Raw genomic sequence first — 18737 nt, 5'->3', positions numbered from 1 at the left:
TGTAAATTTTTTATGAATCCTCAAAATCACACTCAAAAATTGAAACAAATAACAGTATTTTTTAGCGCTGTTGGGGTGATACTCGGCGGAAGTGTACCCGTTGAAGCGCAACTGTACAATCACACCTTAACAAACTTTGTTAATATGGCCCAAATTCCCGCTACAACATCACTGGATATTGTGGATACGGTGGTGAGTGCGGGTGAGTTTACAATTTTAACCCAAGCCTTGCAAGCGGCGGATTTAGTCGATATCCTGAAAGCAGAAGGGCCATTTACAATATTTGCACCAACGGATAAAGCATTTTCAGAACTTCCGCCAGGAACTTTAGAAAACTTACTCAAACCCGAAAATAAAGCAGAATTAGTCAAGATTTTGACCTATCATGTTGTTCCGGGAAAAGTATTGTCAACTGACCTCAAATCTGGGGAAGTCGAAACCGTAGAAGGAGATACCATTAACGTACAAGTGGGTGCATCGGTAAAAATTGATAATGCAACAGTTATTAAAGCTGATGTTCCAGCTAGTAATGGGGTCATTCATGTCATTGATACCGTAATTAAACCCAACTAATTTACATAATTTAAAGAGGATTTAATCATGAAAAATTTAACAGAATATCGAAACTCAGGTAAACGGGTAGGACTGATTAGTATTTTGAGTATTCTAAGTTTAGGAACAATTTCCCCCGTTGTCGCAGCAGAAGTTCAGATATCTCCCCATTCAGACCTAATTTGTCGCCAAGATATTGCCCAACTTCCAATTCCTAAAGAAGTGATTAAAGCTGTGGGTGGAGATTTAGCTAGTATTATTTTATCCGATGACCGTTTTACAATTTTAGCAGCGATTTTACAAACAACCGGATTATTAGATGCTCTAAAAAAGGGAGATTTTACAATTTTTGCTCCAACGGATGAAGCCTTTGCTAAATTACCCCAAGAAATTTTAGAAGCTATCCTCAAATCAAAAGACTTGAGTAAAATTACTGATTTATTAAAATATCATGTGATTCCAGGGAAAGTCACCGCAACGGATTTAAAAGCAGGAGAAGTAACAACTTTAGAAGGAGATTCTATTACGGTAGGAACCGATAATAATCAAATTCAAGTCGAAGATGCCAGGGTAATTGATTCTGATATTCCGGCGAGTAATGGAGTTATTCATGTTATTGATAAAGTGATGGTATTACCTGAATAAGGTAAAATTAATCTTGATTGCATCTAAAAAACTACTTTATTCCCGGTTATGAAATTAAGCCTTTGCATGATTGTTAAAAACGAAGAGGAGACTTTAGCTAAATGTTTAAACAGCGTTAAAGGAATTGTTGATGAGATTATTATTGTAGATACGGGGTCAACGGATAGAACCCCAAAAATTGCTCAACAATTTGGGGCGAGTGTTCATTTTTTTGACTGGTGTGATGATTTTGCTAAAGCCAGAAATGCAGCTTTAAGTTATGCAACGGGACAATGGATTTTAGTCTTAGATGCAGATGAAAGATTAGCACCGGGAATGGGAGAATACCTCCATCAAATGATGCAAAACCGGGATTTAATTGTGATTAACTTAATTCGCCAAGAAATCGGTGCGAGTCAATCTCCCTATTCTTTGGTGTCTCGATTATTTAGAAATCATCCCCAAATTTGTTTTTCTCGTCCCTATCATGCAATGGTGGATGATAGTATTACCGAATTAATTCGCCAAAAACCTCAATGGAAAATTGGAACTTTACCGAAAGTAGCGATTTTACATGATGGATATCAAGCTGAAACTATCACTAAACGCAACAAATGGCAAGCCGCAAAATCATCAATGGAACGTTATTTAACAGAACATCCTCATGATGCCTATGCTGCGAGTAAATTAGGAGCTTTATATGTCGAAATTGGAGACTTAAATCGAGGAATTGAACTCTTAAAATTAGGTTTATCTCAAGGAAATGAGATAGAAGAAGGGGTTTTATATGAACTGCATTATCATTTAGGAATTGCTTATGGAAAACAACAACAATTCACAGAAGCAAAACATTATTATCAACAAGCTATTGAGATCAATATTTTACCTCAATTGAAGCTAGGAGCCTATAACAATTTAGGGAATATTTTTAAACAAGAAGAAGAACTAGAATCTGCTAAAATAGCGTATCAAACTGCTATTGAAATTGATCCGACTTTAGCGATCGCTCATTATAACTTAGGCATGACCTTAAGAGCAATGGGGGCTTATCGAGAAGCGATCGCAGCTTATCAAAAAGCCATAGAACTCAATCCCAATTCTGCCGAAACCTTCCAAAATTTAGGAGTTTTATTACTCCAAATTGGTCAACTCAGCGATAGTTTTCTGATGTTTAAAGCCGCCATTGAATTACACGAACAAAACAACTCCCCCGAAGCTGAACGCTTACGGATGGGACTCGCGGAAATGGGTTTTCGACTGTGAGATATCCCAGAGAAATTCCAAAAGATTTTTCCAAATTTTTCCAGAATCCGCTATCATGCAGCAAAAGCTTGTCAGTCGCTTGTCTAACGGATTATAGGATTTTACTAGGAGTTAGGTAATATGAGTAATACAGAACGGATTCCTGTGGGGATTGTGGGAGCATCAGGTTATGGTGGGGTGCAACTGGTTCGCTTATTGCAGGATCATCCCCTGGTCAAGATTGCCTATTTGGGGGGTGATAGTAGTGCTGGAAAACCCTTTTGCAGTCTCTATCCCCATTTGAATGAATGTGTGGATTTAGTGATAGAACCCATTGATCTTGATAAAATTGCCTCTAAATGTCAAATTGTCTTTCTATCTCTCCCCAATGGTTTAGCTTATCAAATGGCTCCCCCTTTGCTTGAAAAAGGCTGCAAAGTATTAGATTTATCGGCAGATTATCGATTTTCTAATTTAGACATTTATAAAAAATGGTATGGGGGAGATCGTCAGGATCAAGCGATCGCAGCAACGGCAGTTTATGGCTTACCTGAACTGTATCGCGATCGCCTTTATACCGCTCAATTAGTCGGTTGTGCAGGTTGTTATGTAACAGCGAGCTTATTAGCCATTGCACCCTTATTAAAACAGGGATTAGTGGTTCCTGATACTGCAATTATTGATGCTAAATCAGGCACTTCTGGAGGCGGTAGACAAGCGAAAGTTAATATGTTATTAGCAGAAGCTGATAGTTCAATTGGCGCTTATAGTGTGGGGGGTCATCATCGTCATACCCCAGAAATTGAAGAAATTTGTAGTGAGTTAGCCGGACATGATATTTTAGTTCAATTTACTCCCCATTTAATGCCAATGGTACGGGGAATTTTAGCAACGGTTTATGCAACCTTACGAGATCCGGGGTTAGTTCGAGAAGATTTAATCACCATTTATAAAGCGTTTTATCGCAATTCTCCCTTGGTTAAAATTTTACCGGGTGGAACTTATCCCCAAACAAAATGGGCTTGTGGAACTAATCTTTGTTATTTAGGAATTGAAGTTGATCAACGCACCGGACGAGTGATTGTGATGTCGGCTATTGATAACTTAATTAAAGGTCAAGCCGGACAAGGAGTGCAGTGTATGAATATTATGATGGGTTGGGAAGAAACATTAGGTTTACCGCAATTGTGTTTCTATCCTTAAACCGTTGTAGAGACGTGCCATGGCACGTCTCTACGGGATTATTTCTTAGGTTTAAACTGTTTTTCTACAATACTAACAATCGTATCTATAGGGAAAAATCGAGGTAAATCAACAATAATAATTGTAACGCACTCTTAATATTTTGTTGCTGTTGGGACTGCTTTAATGATAAAATAGCAATTATAAGTTCAGTTTTAATACTTTGCATTGGTTTTATGCACGAGAACAGTATAGATAGTTCGGATTTGGAAAGTCAAATATTTAGGGATTACGAAAATTTCAAGGAAGAAAATAAGACTGATATTCAGATAGCCATGAAAGAGGCTATGCTAGATCCTGAACATAAAGAAAAAGTTTGTCAGCTACTTTTCTTCATAAATCAGTTTCCTAAACTCCTAACAAAAGAACAAGAAAATCAAGATAAAAGCGACGTAAAAACGAAAAAAGAGGACACTACAGAAGAAAAAAAAAGCAAAAAAAATGACGTAAAAACGGAAGAGAAGACTACTCAACAAAAGTTTATAGGTATTCTAAAAAAATACCAAAATGGTAGAAAAGAAGCTAATTTGAAAATCAGGAAAGAGCTAGAAATTGGCGGAACTATTCCAGATCAGATGGTTCGATTGATACTTCAAAAGAGTGAAGAATGTACTGATGAGGAAGCTGAAGCCCACATCAATAGTCATATTCTCGCAATGTCAGCAGAAAATCTTCTTGGAAGTCTTCTGGAGAGATATATTGCAGGTGTCATTGAAAATCATGGCTGGATTTGGTGTCGTAGTGAGATCATTCTTGCGACTGATTTTATAAAATTTCCTACCCCACCTCAAGAAAAATGGATTTGTTTACAAGTCAAAAATGGAGACAATACGGAAAATAGCTCTAGCTCAAAAATTAGGGAGATATTTAAAGATAAGGATTATAAGGATCGTATTGATAGTAAACTTTGGTGTAGATCTTATTCTAAATGGGAACTGAAACGAGATAGTTTAAAAAATAACATATACGAAAAATTAGGAATAGAAGTAACGGATAAGAGTAAACTGAAAAAGTTTAAGGAAAAGCTTAAGAAAGAGCCAAATTTAAAACATATTAAACCAATAGGAAATTATCAACAGTGGAACACATGGATTGATTTAGCACGACAGCTTGGTTTTAATGATTTGGTCAACCCCCCCGATAAGCGAAATACAAATTGGGACGAACTTAATAAGATTATCGGTTTATTGGGTGATGATTCGATGTCGGAAGAAAAATTAGAAAAATATATCTCAGATCTGTATAATCAAGAAAACCATGAGTAGGGTACTTAGTCACTCAGATTAAATTCAAAGAAAGTTGCTTTCCTAATGTTTCTTCAAGATCACCCAGAGTTTCAACCATCCAACTCACATCGTCAGTCTTGTGGTAGCGCGAATAGGGAAAGTTTGGATAAACAATCGGTGTTTCTCCTTTCAAATAAGTCAATAACATTCTGGCGATAGCTCTTCCCAAAGAACAGGGTACTGCATTTCCGACTTGTCGATACTGATCGAGTAAAGTACCCGTGATGATCCAATCATCGGGAAATTCTTGTATTCGCTTGTACTCTTCAATACTCAGGGGTCTATCCTCTTCTGGATGGGCGAGGTCAGTTGCAGGCATAGCTGGATGGGTTACTAGGGTCGGAGAAGGCTTATCCCAAGCTAACCTCCGGTAGAAACCAGTTTTCCCGCCACCTGTATGATAAGAAGCCCCAAGTGCTTCCTGGTGAAGTCCTGTTGGTAAGTCCCGCCAATATTGTCCAGGTTTCAACAGCCGATAGTATTTGAGTCGTTTTTCAGGAAACTTAACAAAGTGGTGCCCATCTCTAGGTAGTCCTTCCAGTGCTTCTTGCAATGTCCGCCATCGTGTAAGACCATATAACTCTTTTTCTGAGTGAGTTGGTGTGAGATAGGGGAGTTTTTCTCCATCCCGGTTACAAGTAATAATTACTCTTTCTCGCTGTTGTGGCGACCCGAAATTAGCAGCATTATATAAATTGAAGGAAATGCTGTACCCGGCTTCTTTGAGTCGTTGAATGATAAACAGGAGTGCGCCACCCCTTTTTTCATCTTGAGATAGAGATGGAAAGTTCTTCCCCCTCATTTCATGGGGTCTGTGCTGTAACGGAGCAGATAGTAATCCTCGGACATTCTCAATTACTGCAAATCGGGGTTGAAGTTCAGTAATCAAATCAATAAACTTTAAGAAAACATTTCCACGTTCGTCGTTAAATCCTTGACGCTTACCCGCACTACTAAACGCTTGACACGGTGGGCCACCAACGATTATATCGATCTCTGTGGCTAAACTCAATCCTGCCTTTTCCCGAATTTCTGTCGCTGAATAATCTCTGATATCCCCAATAATGGCTAGATCTGGTCGATTTGTTTGAATAGTTTTTCGGGCTGCTCGATCAAGTTCACAGGCCAGAAGTATTTCAATTCCTTCTCTTTCTAGTCCCAAATCCAAACCCATGCAACCTGAAAAAAAACTTAACGCTTTTAGATATGGCTTCCTGAAATACTTTCGGCTATGACCAGGAATCAAGACACCATCTCCTTTTTTTAGGATATCTGCATAACTTAATGAGCAATCCATTCAACAATAGCCTCCCACTCAGGTTGATAAACTAAGCGACACTTATCCGTAGAAATCGTTGTTGGGCTTTAGCCTTATAATCTTTATGCTCAAGCCCAACAACACAATTATTTTTTCGGTTTAAACTGTTTTTCCACAATACTAACAATCGTATCCCTGGGGAAAAATCGAGGTAAATTCACAATAAATTGATTACTAAACCCCCCCGTTACTAAAGTTGAAAACTCTTTTTCTAAGGCTTGTAATGTCTCTTCAACCACTTGCTCCGCCGTTGCATAATTTTGTCCTGCACCTGCAAAGGTTTGGGGAAATTCTGCTTCTACAAAAAAGTTAGATTCTGTAGGGCCCGGACAGACGACTAAAATTCTCACCCCAGAGTCTTTATTTTCTGCCCATAAAGCTTCTGTAAACGTCAAAACAAAAGCTTTTGTTCCAGAGTAAACCGAAGAATAAGGTAAAGGTTGATAACCCGCAATAGACGCCACATTAACAATTGCACCCGACCTGCGTTTTTTCATATCGGTTAAGAATAAATGAGTCAGTTCAACTAAAGCTAGAATATTCAACTGAACCATTTGCACTTGTTTTTCTAAGGCTCGATCAACAAAGGCTCCATAATCTCCAAACCCGGCATTATTAATCAGTAAATCAACAGTTAATCCCGCTTGAGAGATAGCATCATAAACCGCTTTTGCTGCACCCGGTTTCGTTAAATCTTGAGGAATGACATGAGCTTTAATATTATATTGAGTTTGAAATTGTTCAGCCAGTTTTTCTAATTTATCTTGAGAACGAGCTACCAAAACCACATCCATTTTGCGAGATGCTAGTTCCTTTGCAAACGCCGCCCCAATTCCAACAGACGCTCCTGTAATTAATGCCGTTTTCATTAATTCTCAATCCTAAAATAACTTTCTAATCTATTATTGTAACGTATTTTTGATATTTTGTTAAGATTACTAGCTTTATATTAGAAATTAATAACCCAGAATCAATTGTAATCAGATGAGTGCATTTTTCGATACCGTCGATAAAATTGTTTTTGATGCAAACGGTGAATAAAATATAAACTTCCCCAATAACTAATCATTGCACAAATTAAGGCAACTGTGAAAGATCCAACCAATAAAGCACTCATAAAATCTGTGCCTAAATTGAGAATATTATCAAAGGATAAAGATTGTTCTTGTTCTAAAGAAAGGGTGGGAAACCCTAATAACCATTGACCGATATGAAAATTAAACCAATAAATCGGAATAGAGGTAATCGGGTTACTCACCCAAGTTCCGACGACCGCCAACAATTTATGACCCCGCAGGAGGGTTGCTAAAGCCACCCCTAAAATGATTTGTAAGCCAAAAAACGGAAACCAACCCGTAAACACCCCAACAGCTAAACCTCTAGCTAAGTATTCAGGTTTACCTTGACGGTGGATAAAACGACGATAAAAGTATTTCCTCCACTGACGCCATAACTTCTGAACGGGTTTGGGTCGAGATGCAGCCATTATTTGGCGTTGTCGGTGCATCTCCAGCAACGGTCGCATCCCATTGTCCTCCTACTTCTTGATTCATCTTAATTGTAGCGGGTTTTCTCAACCTCTATCAATGGGTTGTTTTTATGAAAGTGAGAACAGGAATAGAGAATAATCAATCAGAAATAGAAAAAACAAAATAAAAATAGAATATTCACAAAATTTTCACAAGTTGAGTCTACATTAGAATTGGATACCGGGAATAACTTTTTAGTCCCAGTTCGCTCTTAATAATACTTTACTTTGAATAAAATTCCTTAACCCTCCTATGAATATGAATACTTGTCCCTGCTGCTCTGAATCAATGCTTCGTCATACCCGCAACCATCAAGTCTATTGGTTCTGTCGTCATTGTTGGGAAGAAATGCCTGTATTCGAGCTTAAAAATCCGCCCCTCAGCATTTTATCCCGCAAAGAGACTTCTCTCCCTAGTCAACCTTCTCTGGTTCTATCTTTATTACGCTGACCGACCTCCTTTATAATACTTGATTAAGAAGTAGGCAATAGTGCGTAAAATTGAATCATCCCGCATAACATCCACAAGGAATAAAAATGTGAAAATTCTGTGTGTAGAAGATGATCCCAATTTAGCTAAACTATTAGAAACTCTCTTAGTGCAGCATCATTATCAGGTCGATTTAGCCAGAGATGGATTGATCGGATGGAACTTTGCAGAAACCTTTACCTACGACTTAATCTTACTCGATATAGGTTTACCTCGATTAGATGGTTTACAGTTTTGTCAACAACTTCGAGTAAATTCCTCCTCCCCCTCAAGCCGGAATTCTGATACACCCGTACTGCTGATGACCGCTTTGGATACAGTCACCAATAAAGTCATGGGTTTGGATGCAGGAGCAGATGATTATATTGTTAAACCGTTTGATTTACAAGAATTTTTAGCTCGAATTAGGGCCTTATTGCGACGACATCCAGGAACTCGCTCACCCCAATTAACTTGGGGGGAATTATGTATGAATCTTAATAGTTGTCAAGTAACTTATCAAGATCAACCGCTTTTATTAACCGCAAAAGAATATGAATTATTAGAGCTTTTTCTGCGAAATCCCCATCAGATTTTTAGTGTCAGTCGCTTATTAGATTGTCTGTGGAACTACGATGATTTTCCCAGTGAAGGAACAGTTCGAGCGCATATTAAAGGATTACGAAAGAAACTCAAAGAGCAGGGTTCTGAAGATATTATAGAAACCCTTTATAAATTAGGCTATCGATTAAGATTAGAAAAACAGAATCAAACCCCAAATAAAGCCCAAAAATCACCAAAAAAACCGGAAGTTTTGAAGGAATTTTCTCAACAATTAGATCCGTCTTTCCTAACTTCAGAAATGCTACCGGAATTGTGGCCCGTGTGGCAGGAGTCCCAACCCCTTTACTGTGAGCGCTTATCTATTGTTCAACAGGCGATCGCAGCCTTATATGAAGGACGATTAACCCCCGAACAACAACACCATGCAGAACGAGAAATTCATACGTTAATCGGATCATTAGGGTGTTTTGGATTAATGTCAGCCTCGGATTTATCCCGCCAAATTCAGCAAATTTTGAAATCGGGAGAACCCTTGGGATTAGCAGAAGCCGACCAACTCCAAACCTTAACAACCAAATTACGGAACGCCATTGAACAGACCAATCAACAGATTCACCCCAAAAGTGACCCCCAACCTCAACCTCAATCTAAAACCCCGATTCGCAGCACATTGTTACTTGTAGATGATGATTTTCCCCTGGCTCAAATTATTGCTATTGAAGCCGTGAATTGGGGCTATGAATCTCATATTGCCACGGATCTCCGCCAAGCCCAACAATTGTTGACTCAGTATCAATTTGATGGCATGATCTTGGATCTCAACTTCCCGAATTCTACAGAAACGGGATTAGATTTTCTCGCAACGGTACGAGATCAATATCCCAATATTTCAGTGGTGATGTTAACCGCAGAACCCGCCTGGATGAAGCGAATTGAGGCGGCGCGGTTGGGAAGTCCCTGCTTCTTGCAAAAACCCTTAACTCCCAATCAAATCATGCAGGCGGTATCCCAAGTTTTAGAGCAAAAAAATTCCCTATCGACTCGGATTTTAGTCGTTGATGACAATCTAATTTTACTAGAAGCTTTAGAAAGTGTATTAGAAGACGCAGGTTATCAGGTCATCTTGCTGAATCAAGCTGAAAAATTTTGGGAAATCTTAGAACAAACGGCTCCTGATTTGTTAATTCTGGATTTGGAATTATCCAACATCTGCGCCTTGAACCTGACAGATCCCATACCCTCCCCCAGTGTCACGGGTTGGGATTTGTGTGAAATTATTCGCCGTGATCCACGCTGGAACCGATTACCCATCTTGGTTTTATCCGGTTATACTGACCCTGAAACCATTCAACGCAGTTTTACCGCCGGGGCTGATGATGTTTTATCGAAACCCATTGGCCCCCAAGAATTGCTGACTCGGATTGAAATTCGACTACAACAGCGACAACGCTGGAAAATGACGGAATTGGATGAGTTAACGGGAGTCAGTCTCCGGCGAAAAGCGTTACAAGACCTGACTTCGTTACTGCATTTAGCCCAACGACAACAACAACCCTTCAGTCTAGTAATGTTGGACTTAGATCATTTCAAACGCATCAATGATCAATATGGACACGATATCGGAGATCAGGTTTTAAGTTATTTGGGCAAACTTTTACAACAATCCTTAAGACAAGAAGACGTGGTAGGACGTTGGGGAGGTGAAGAATTTGTAATAGGCATATATGGGATAATGAAATCTACTGGAATTCATCGATTACAGGAGATTTTTGAGGTATTCAGCCAGCACCAATTCTGGGCTAAGAATGGAATTCCCTTTCAAGTCACCTTTAGTGGAGGAATTGCTCAGTTTCCTGATGATGGCAAAGACATACAAACCCTTTACCAAGCTGCGGATACAGCCCTTTACCAAGCTAAAGCCCAAGGCAGAAGTCGAATAGTAATCAGTTGACAGTGTAGAGACGTGCCATGGCGCGTCTGTACCAGTGATCAGTTATTAGTTATTAGTGCAAGAGTGAGCAGTAGACAGTGGATATTAGAGCGTGAGCCAATCGTTAATCGTTGACAAGTAATCAGATTAGGTTCCTACTCAAAACTAAAAACTAAACTACTAATAACTGCTAACCTGATTACTGACTACTGTTTACTGTTTTACTGATATATAACTGTCAACTGCCAACTGTCAACTGTCAACTGATAACTGATAACTGATAACTGATAACTGATCTAAAAGGAGGGATTGATGAGTGATGAAGGATTGTCTCAAAAAAGTTTGGTTTATGATAAAGCTTATAAATTTGCGATTCGGGTTGTTAATGCTTATAAATATCTAACTCAAAATAAACAGGAGTGGGTTTTGTCTAAGCAGTTAATTAGAAGTGGTACATCAATGGGAGCGAATATTGCTGAAGCTAATGGTGCAATATCTCCAGCAGATTTTTCTGCCAAAATGTCTATTGCTTATAAAGAATGTCTGGAAACTAAATACTGGCTTTCTTTATTAAAAGACACAGGCTATTTAGATGAACAAGCTTTTAACAGTATCTATCAAGATGCTGATGAAGTCGGAAAAATTCTTTTTGCCATCCTTAAAAATACTAGAATCAGCAAAAACTGTCAACCGATAATTGATAACTGATAACTGATAACTGATAACTGATAACTGATAACTGATAACTGATAACTGATAACTGATAACTGATTATGGATCACCTGAAGACGAAAGCACAATTAATCGCGGAGTTAGAGGTGCTACGGGCGCAGGTGGCAACCCTAACACAGGTAACAGAACAGAGCCCGTCTAAACCGTCATTGTTGGTAAATTACTTGAGTTCTAGGGAAAATGGTAAATCCCTGCAAGTTCTATGTGTAGAAGATTGTGAAGTTTATCGCAATATTTATCAACGGTTCCTCAGACAAAATCAGGAGTATAATTATGAGATTATTAACTTTAATTTAGGGGAAGAAGCTTTAAGTTGGTGTCAACAAAATCAGCCCGATATTCTGCTATTAGATTATAGTTTACCCGATATGGACGGGTTAGAATTTTTAATCCAATTTCGGACATATTGGGAAAATCATCAATGTCCGGCTCTGGTTATTACAGGACAGGGAAATACAGAAATTGCCGTTGAATTCTTCAAACAAGGTGCTCAAGATTATTTAGATAAAAGCCAGATTACTGCGGATAGTTTAAATCGATCCGTGACTCATTTAGTTCAAAAAACTCAACTCTTACAGGAACAACAATGGCAACAACAACGCCAACAATTGATTGCTAAAACGGCTTTATCGATTCGTCAGTCTCTCAATTTAGACGAAATTCTGCAAACAACCGTTACAGAAATTAGACAGATTCTACAAAGCGATCGCGTGATTGTCTATCAATTTCAACCTGATCGCACAGGTATCATCCTACAGGAATCGGTTTGTGATCCAACCTTATCCCTTCTAGGACAGGTGATGCCAGAAGAACACTTTCCCTACACCTGGGTCACACCCTACGAACAGGGACGAACCCGAGTGATCCAAGATATTTATACCGATCCTGACATCAGTGACTGTCATCGAGAATTTCTCGAACAGTTACACGTCCGCAGTAACCTCATCGTTCCCCTGTTATTGCGAGATCATCTTTGGGGGTTATTAATTGCCCATCATTGTACCGCTCCTCGATTTTGGACAGCCAATGAAGTTAACTTAATGCAGGAATTAGCCACTCAAGTCAGTATTGCCATTCAACAAGCCACCTTACTCGAAGAACTACAACAGGAATTATTAGACCGAAAACAGGCAGAAATCGCATTACAACACAGTCAAGAACACTTAAAAACCGCAGTAGAATCGGCCGATTTAGGAACCTGGTGTCTGGATGTAGCGGCTCAAGTTTCTACGGTGTCTGATCGGTTTAAGGCGATCTTTGGCTTTCCCCCCACCCCAGGAACCGTAACCTTTAACTCGATTATCCAACATATCCATCCCGATGATTGCCATCGGGTCAGGGAAGCCATAGGACAAACCATCGCCCATCAACAACCCTATAACGCCGAGTATCGAATTATTTGGCCCGATGGTACAGTACGCTGGGTTTTGGCTAAGGGGAAGCCGTTGTCTGATCAAGAAGGTCATGTGGTCATGGTAGCGGGTTGCGTGCTTGATCTCACAGAACATAAACACCTGGAAACCCAGGCGCAAATTAGCGAAGAACGGTTAAATTTAGCCCTAGATTTAACCGGAATTGGCTGCTGGGATTGGAATTTGCAAACTCAGGACGTTGTGTGGAATGAAAATCACTTCCGCCTATTGGGATTAGATCCAGAAACGGCAGTTTCCGACTATGCAACCTGGCAAAAATCTGTCCATCCTGATGATATCGAAGACGTAGAAGCAGGATTGCAACAGTCCATCCAAACTCAAGAATTGTACTCGGTAGAATATCGAATTATTAAGCCCGATGGGAGCTTGCATTGGATTTGGGGTGCGGGTAACATTCTCCGAGATCAACCGACTCGAATGTTAGGGGTGATCAAGGATATTACCCCGCGTAAACAAGCAGAAATTGCCCTACATAATCTGAATACAGAACTAGAAGAAAAGGTTAAACAACGCACAAAAATATTAACTCAAATCAATAATCGTCTGCAAGAAGAACTGATAGCCAGAGAAATCATGGAGAACGAATTAAAAAACACCGAACAACTGTTACAAAGCTTCTTTGATGCGGCTTCCGTTGCTAATATTGGCTTAGGAATTCGAGATCATCAGTTCCGCTTTGTGCAAGTCAATCAAGCCTTTGCTGATATGAATGGTTATTCTATTGAAGCCCATCTTAATCATTCAGTCACAGAAATTTTACCCCATCTAGCTCCCTCAATTCAACCTTTATTACAACAGGTATTGGAAACGGGAGAAGCCGTATCTAATTTAGAAATGGCGATCGCTTTACCCCAAGAACCCAACGTGATGCGCTATTGGTTAGTGTCCTATTTTCCAATTCCAGGAAACAGTAAAAATCAAAATGCAATTGGGAATATTATTATAGAAATTAGCGATCGCAAACGAATTGAAATCGAGCGAGAAAAACTAATTGATATTTTAGAAGTAACGTCCGATATTATCGCAACGGCGGCGGTGAATACCCTGGAGGTAGAATACCTGAACTTGTCAGGTTGTCGAGTGTTTGGCTTTTCAGAACACACACCAATTGATCAACTTTCGATTCCTGATGTACACCCGCCCTGGGCTTTTTCTATTCTTAAAAATCAGGGAATTCCCACTGCGATTCGAGAAGGGGTTTGGATGGGAGAAACGGCTATTTTGAAATCGGATGGAGCGGAAATTCCGGTTTCTCAAGTGATCCTGGCTCATACATTTGGGACGAATCAAGTTCAATTTATTTCTACTATTATTCGTAATATTACACAGCAAAAACAAACAGAAGCAACCTTACGCGAATCCAACCGACGTTGGCAATCTCTTCTCGATAATGTGCAGTTAATTGTTGTAGCTTTAAATCAGGATAGTCAGGTTGAATATGTCAATCCTTTTTTCCTGAAATTAACCGGATATTCAGAAGTGGAAGTTTTAGGAAAAATGTGGTTTGATCACTTTGTTCCCCTTGATCAAAAATTAGAAGTCAACAAGACGTTCCAAGAGATTATGGCGACTGATTTCCATCCCTATTATCAAAATTCTATTCTCACCCAATCAGGAGAGGAACGCATAATCGCCTGGAATAATACTTTATTACAAAATGTTGAGGGTCAGCCTATTGGTACCCTCAGTATTGGAGAAGATATTACAGAACGCTATCAACTCGAACGTATGAAGGCTGAATTTATTTCGATGGTCAGTCATGAGTTACGCACGCCACTAACTGCTATGCAGGCGGGTTTGAGTTTACTTCATAGCAATATTATTGCACCGCAGTCTCCTGAAGGACAAATTACCCTGGATATTGTCATGACCGGGGTTAATCGGTTGGTGCGTTTGGTGAATGATATTTTAGATTTAGAGCGTTTGGAATCGGGTAAAATTCGTCTGGCAATTCGCCCTTGTGATGTTACGATTTTAATCAATACCGCGATTGCTCAAATGCAGGAGTTAGCCAATCAAGGTGGGATTGTCCTTGAAAGTCAGATTCAACCTTTTGAGATTGATGCTGATCCAGATCGATTATTACAAGTTTTGATTAATCTGCTGAGTAATGCCATTAAATTCTCTCCTAATCACTCTGTAATTCATCTTTCAGTGCATCTTTATCAATCTTCTTCAGATGATGAACAACCGACTATCAATACACATCAAGCTTCAACCTCCAACAAAATTTATCCACCCCTAACCTCTGACTTTTTGTTATTTGCAATTCGAGATCAAGGACGGGGAATTCCGAAAGAAAACCTGGAGAGTATTTTTGAACGCTTCCACCAAGTTGACAGTTCTGATTCGCGGGAAAAAGGGGGAACTGGTTTAGGATTAGCTATTTGTCGGAGTATTATTCAACAGCATGGGGGACAAATTTGGGTGGAAAGTCGTCTCCAAGTCGGCAGCACATTTTATTTTACAATTCCTATTAATTATGAAGCGAGTTCTTATTATTGATGATGATCGGGCGATTGGTCAAATTGTCCAGATTTCCTTAACAGCAATTGCGGGTTGGGAGGTATTGATGGAAACATCCGGTCAGCAAGGCATTGATCGAGCGTTAGTAGACCATCCTGATGTTATTCTATTAGATGTGATGATGCCAGAAATGGATGGTATTACGACCTTTAAAAAAATACAGGAAAGTTCAATTATTTCATCGATTCCGGTGATTTTATTAACGGCAAAAGCTCAGATTTACGAAAAGCAACAATTGATTGAACTTCCTATTGCTGGAGTCATTACTAAACCCTTCACAGCACCCGATTTAGTTCAACAGATGCGCTTGCTGTTGAATTGGAATGACTAAAATCAGTTATCAGTTATCAGTAGAGACGTGCCATGGCACGTCTCTACCAGTTGTTAGTTGTTAGTCCTGTTGCCTGCTATAGAAAATAACGGATATAGTTAAAGGGTCAATTCTTTTTCTGGCTGTTTGTGATTCCCTATTGTTAAAGAAAATATTAAGTTTTTATTGAATTCATAAAAAATTCATAAATTTTTTGTAAATAGAAGATAGATAAAATCCCCAAATGGGAGCATTTATGTACAAAATATTAACTCTTGAAAATGATAGATTTCTGCTGGAAATTTTATCGGAATGGCTAATGGAAATGGGTTTTTATTCTGTAAAAGCTCATACAGTTCAAGAAGGTTATGAACGGCTAAAAGAAGAAAATCCTGATCTCGTTTTATCGAGTTACACCCTTCCTGATGGGACTGGATTAGAATTGCTACAAAAAATTCGCAGGGATTTTAAGGATGAAAAAACGCCGTTTATTTTAACCACTGGATATGAATTGAAAACTACTGATAGCTGGCAAACTAATTACTTACCCAATGCCATTTTATACAAACCCTTCTGGCCCCAAATGTTGTTAGAAATGTTGCATTGTTATTTGCCGGATGAACCAAAACAAAATAAAGCTAGTTTTTGCCTCTATTAAAGTTTCCTCAATTCCCGGATAAATCTTAGATGTAAATCATTAGCGTTATTCTTGAGTCCCTAATTAATCATCAAAACAATGTATACCTACTCACAAGATTTTGAAATAGCTATTAATATTGCTATTGCGTTACTGAAAGATAAAAACGTCAATAACCTTTCTATTCTGAAAAATTTTCTCAGCTTTATTCCTAATCCTAATCATATTAAAGAAGTCTTGATCAAGGCTGTTCAAGCCGTCGTTAATACCTGTCCTCAAACAACTCTTTGGTTATTACAGCATCCCCACTGTTTAGAACCAGAAGTCAATGTTAGGGACGTGATTCATCAAGAAATCTCTAACAAACTTCTTGTTTCAGGATTAACCTTAGAAGATTTTACATTTGATTCCGAGGGTTATCTCGTCCTTGCTGATTCTTTCAAACCAGAGTTATTAAAGTCTTCTAAAATTCCCCTTCCGAATGAAGATATAACCCTGATTCTTACCGTTCTCCGTCACTCAGAATTTTAGGAATTACGAATTACGAATTAGGAATTACGAATAAAGATTTCATGGCTTCAATTTGTCGAACAACGGTTAAAGCGGAATAAGAAACCCCTGCGGTTCCCTCACCCGGATGGGTAGAATCTCCCACTAACCAAAGGTGTTTAATGGGGGTACGATTTGCTAATCCAAAAGGCCCAAAGGTGGAAAGTCGTTGACCCACTCCCCCAACGACTCCTTGAGCACGGGCGGTATAACGTTCAAAGCTGCGAGGGGTGGCGGCTTCTTGATAAATAATGGTTTCTGGAGTTAAGTCAAAATAAGACTTTAAACGGTTAATGGCGGTGTCGGTATACTGTTGTTTTAATTGTTGATAATCTGAACAGTTCCACCACTGTTGAGTATCGGTAAAACTAGAAGCAATAATTGTAGCTTGTCCTTCAGGTGCTCGTCCGTCTCCGGGGTGGCTGACTGATACAAATAAAGAATTATTTTCGCCAATAACGCCTTGATCATCATAGAGAAATTGTAAATGGGGAGGACAATTGGCTGGAAGGGCTTGTTGTTGCACTCCTAAATAAATCACAAATGCGCCAGATGCAGGCGGTATTTTTTCAATTCGTCGTTGATATAAAGGTAATGAAATCGATAAGGTCGGGCGTGTATTCTTAGGTTTTTCATCTAATAATTGAATTAAATTCTGTACCGTGACATTAGCAACAATTTGATCTGCTGTTTCTCGCCAAACTTCCCCGGTTTTTTGATTCCTAATTCTAACGGCTACGGCTTGACCCTTTTCTGTTTCAATTCCTTCAACGGTATGCCGCATTAATAGTTTACCGCCATCTCGTTCTAAGGCTTCAACTAAGCGATCGCTTAATACCTGCATACTACCTTGAAGATGGGATAATCCTTGAGGTTCCTGAGACACCCCTAACGCCGTTGCTGCATATAATAAAGCCGTTTCTTCCGTATCAACTTGAGAATATAATTTCAGTTGTAAATCTAAAAAGGTTTTGAGGCGCAAATTATCCTGTAAATTATATAACCGTAACGCATCAGCCACCGTCATCCCGGCAAAAGGTAAAGTAATTAAGGTATCGGGACGCACGGCCTGAATTAACTGTCCCAAATCCCATAAATTCCGAGGCGGTAACACGGGGTCACGGGCTTGAAACCGCCAACTGGCTTGAAATAAGGTCGCCATTAACTGCCAAAACGGTTCACTCCCCGGAAATTGTCGTTGTCGTTCCTGTTGCCATTTTTGCGGATCTCGCCACACCTGAATGGGTTGGGTTTCTCCGGGTAAAAACACCGCACAAGCGGGGTCACAGGGGGTCGCTGGGGGCAGTTCAATGCCTAATTCGTTGAAAATGCGGTGATGAATCCCACCAGGTTCCAGACCCGCCACCTGAGTCGCCCCGACATCAAAGGTAAACCCCCGACGTTGAAAGGTGGAAGCACACCCCCCCGGTACAATAGCTTGGTCTAAGATTAAAACGGAATATCCCCGATGAGCTAATAACGCCCCGGCGGTTAATCCCCCAATTCCCGCCCCAATCACAATCACCCGTCGTCCCGTGTTCACCCGCGTTGATCCTCAATTGCTTCATATTTCTTAATATTAGAGTAAGAAACCGGGTTTTTATAGGAATTTTGAGGTTGAGTATGAAGTTAACTCAAAAACCCGGTTTCTGAAACCTAACTGTGAAGTCGAGAAACCGGGTTTTTATAGGAATTTTGAGGTTGAGTATGAAGTTAACTCAAAAACCCGGTTTCTGAAACCTAACTGTGAAGTCGAGAAACCGGGTTTTTATAGGAATTTTGATACTGAGTATTA

At 39.5% G+C, this 18737-nt stretch carries 16 protein-coding genes; 12 read left to right on the top strand and 4 right to left on the bottom strand.

Annotated elements, in window-relative coordinates; all coding sequences use genetic code 11:
- The first annotated feature begins 12 nt into the window (after nt 1-12).
- The 5 genes from IQ236_RS05975 to IQ236_RS05955 all read left to right on the top strand — a co-directional run bounded on the left by IQ236_RS05975 (nt 13) and on the right by IQ236_RS05955 (nt 4925).
- Nucleotides 13-573, top strand: coding sequence for a fasciclin domain-containing protein (locus IQ236_RS05975; protein ID WP_193868407.1), 561 nt, complete (start codon nt 13-15; stop codon nt 571-573).
- A 27-nt stretch (nt 574-600) separates the two neighbouring features.
- Nucleotides 601-1197, top strand: coding sequence for a fasciclin domain-containing protein (locus IQ236_RS05970; RefSeq protein WP_193868406.1), 597 nt, complete (start codon nt 601-603; stop codon nt 1195-1197).
- Nucleotides 1198-1245: 48 nt separating this feature from the next.
- Nucleotides 1246-2439, top strand: a complete 1194-nt coding sequence (locus IQ236_RS05965; RefSeq protein ID WP_193868405.1) for a tetratricopeptide repeat protein — start codon at nt 1246-1248, stop codon at nt 2437-2439.
- 120 nt (nt 2440-2559) lie between these two features.
- Complete coding sequence (gene argC / locus IQ236_RS05960) at nt 2560-3621, top strand: N-acetyl-gamma-glutamyl-phosphate reductase (RefSeq protein WP_193868404.1); 1062 nt, start codon at nt 2560-2562, stop codon at nt 3619-3621.
- A gap of 215 nt (nt 3622-3836) precedes the next feature.
- On the top strand, nt 3837-4925 hold the full coding sequence (locus IQ236_RS05955) for a SinI family restriction endonuclease (protein ID WP_193868403.1): 1089 nt from the start codon (nt 3837-3839) through the stop codon (nt 4923-4925).
- Nucleotides 4926-4938: 13 nt separating this feature from the next.
- Here IQ236_RS05955 and IQ236_RS05950 read toward each other — a convergent pair whose 3' ends face one another.
- The 3 genes from IQ236_RS05950 to IQ236_RS05940 all read right to left on the bottom strand — a co-directional run bounded on the left by IQ236_RS05950 (nt 4939) and on the right by IQ236_RS05940 (nt 7789).
- A complete protein-coding gene (locus tag IQ236_RS05950) occupies nt 4939-6243 on the bottom strand; it encodes a DNA cytosine methyltransferase (protein WP_228041446.1) in 1305 nt (434 codons plus the stop codon).
- 107 nt (nt 6244-6350) lie between these two features.
- A complete protein-coding gene (locus IQ236_RS05945) occupies nt 6351-7133 on the bottom strand; it encodes an SDR family NAD(P)-dependent oxidoreductase (protein ID WP_193868402.1) in 783 nt (260 codons plus the stop codon).
- A 101-nt stretch (nt 7134-7234) separates the two neighbouring features.
- Nucleotides 7235-7789, bottom strand: coding sequence for a DUF2062 domain-containing protein (locus IQ236_RS05940; RefSeq protein WP_193868401.1), 555 nt, complete (start codon nt 7787-7789; stop codon nt 7235-7237).
- Nucleotides 7790-8051: 262 nt separating this feature from the next.
- Here IQ236_RS05940 and IQ236_RS05935 point away from each other — a divergent pair, with 262 nt between their 5' ends.
- From IQ236_RS05935 to IQ236_RS05905, 7 genes are all read left to right on the top strand, one after another.
- A complete protein-coding gene (locus IQ236_RS05935; protein WP_190518251.1) occupies nt 8052-8243 on the top strand; it encodes a hypothetical protein in 192 nt (63 codons plus the stop codon).
- 88 nt (nt 8244-8331) lie between these two features.
- A complete protein-coding gene (locus IQ236_RS05930; RefSeq protein WP_193868400.1) occupies nt 8332-10776 on the top strand; it encodes a response regulator in 2445 nt (814 codons plus the stop codon).
- A 291-nt stretch (nt 10777-11067) separates the two neighbouring features.
- Nucleotides 11068-11463 carry a four helix bundle protein gene (locus tag IQ236_RS05925; protein ID WP_193868399.1) on the top strand — a complete coding sequence of 132 codons (396 nt, stop codon included), beginning with the start codon at nt 11068-11070 and terminating at the stop codon, nt 11461-11463.
- A gap of 65 nt (nt 11464-11528) precedes the next feature.
- Nucleotides 11529-15425 carry a PAS domain S-box protein gene (locus IQ236_RS05920; protein WP_193868398.1) on the top strand — a complete coding sequence of 1299 codons (3897 nt, stop codon included), beginning with the start codon at nt 11529-11531 and terminating at the stop codon, nt 15423-15425.
- The gene (locus IQ236_RS05915; protein ID WP_228041445.1) at nt 15403-15777 is read left to right on the top strand and encodes a response regulator; all 375 of its coding nucleotides are present in this window, start codon (nt 15403-15405) and stop codon (nt 15775-15777) included. The genes IQ236_RS05920 and IQ236_RS05915 overlap by 23 nt, the downstream gene beginning before the upstream one ends.
- Before the next feature lie 235 nt (nt 15778-16012).
- A complete protein-coding gene (locus IQ236_RS05910) occupies nt 16013-16414 on the top strand; it encodes a response regulator (protein WP_193868396.1) in 402 nt (133 codons plus the stop codon).
- 78 nt (nt 16415-16492) lie between these two features.
- Nucleotides 16493-16924 carry a hypothetical protein gene (locus IQ236_RS05905; RefSeq protein WP_193868395.1) on the top strand — a complete coding sequence of 144 codons (432 nt, stop codon included), beginning with the start codon at nt 16493-16495 and terminating at the stop codon, nt 16922-16924.
- 10 nt (nt 16925-16934) lie between these two features.
- Here the strand turns inward: IQ236_RS05905 and crtD are convergent, their stop codons facing one another.
- Nucleotides 16935-18485, bottom strand: coding sequence for a C-3',4' desaturase CrtD (gene crtD, locus IQ236_RS05900; RefSeq protein WP_193868394.1), 1551 nt, complete (start codon nt 18483-18485; stop codon nt 16935-16937).
- Between the last annotated feature and the right edge of the window lie 252 nt (nt 18486-18737).

It is taken from the genome of Planktothrix mougeotii LEGE 06226, assembly GCF_015207485.1.
Lineage (GTDB): Bacteria > Cyanobacteriota > Cyanobacteriia > Cyanobacteriales > Microcoleaceae > Planktothrix.
The sequence above is the reverse complement of the archived record's forward strand: the minus strand, read 5'-3'. Positions and strand labels throughout refer to the sequence as shown.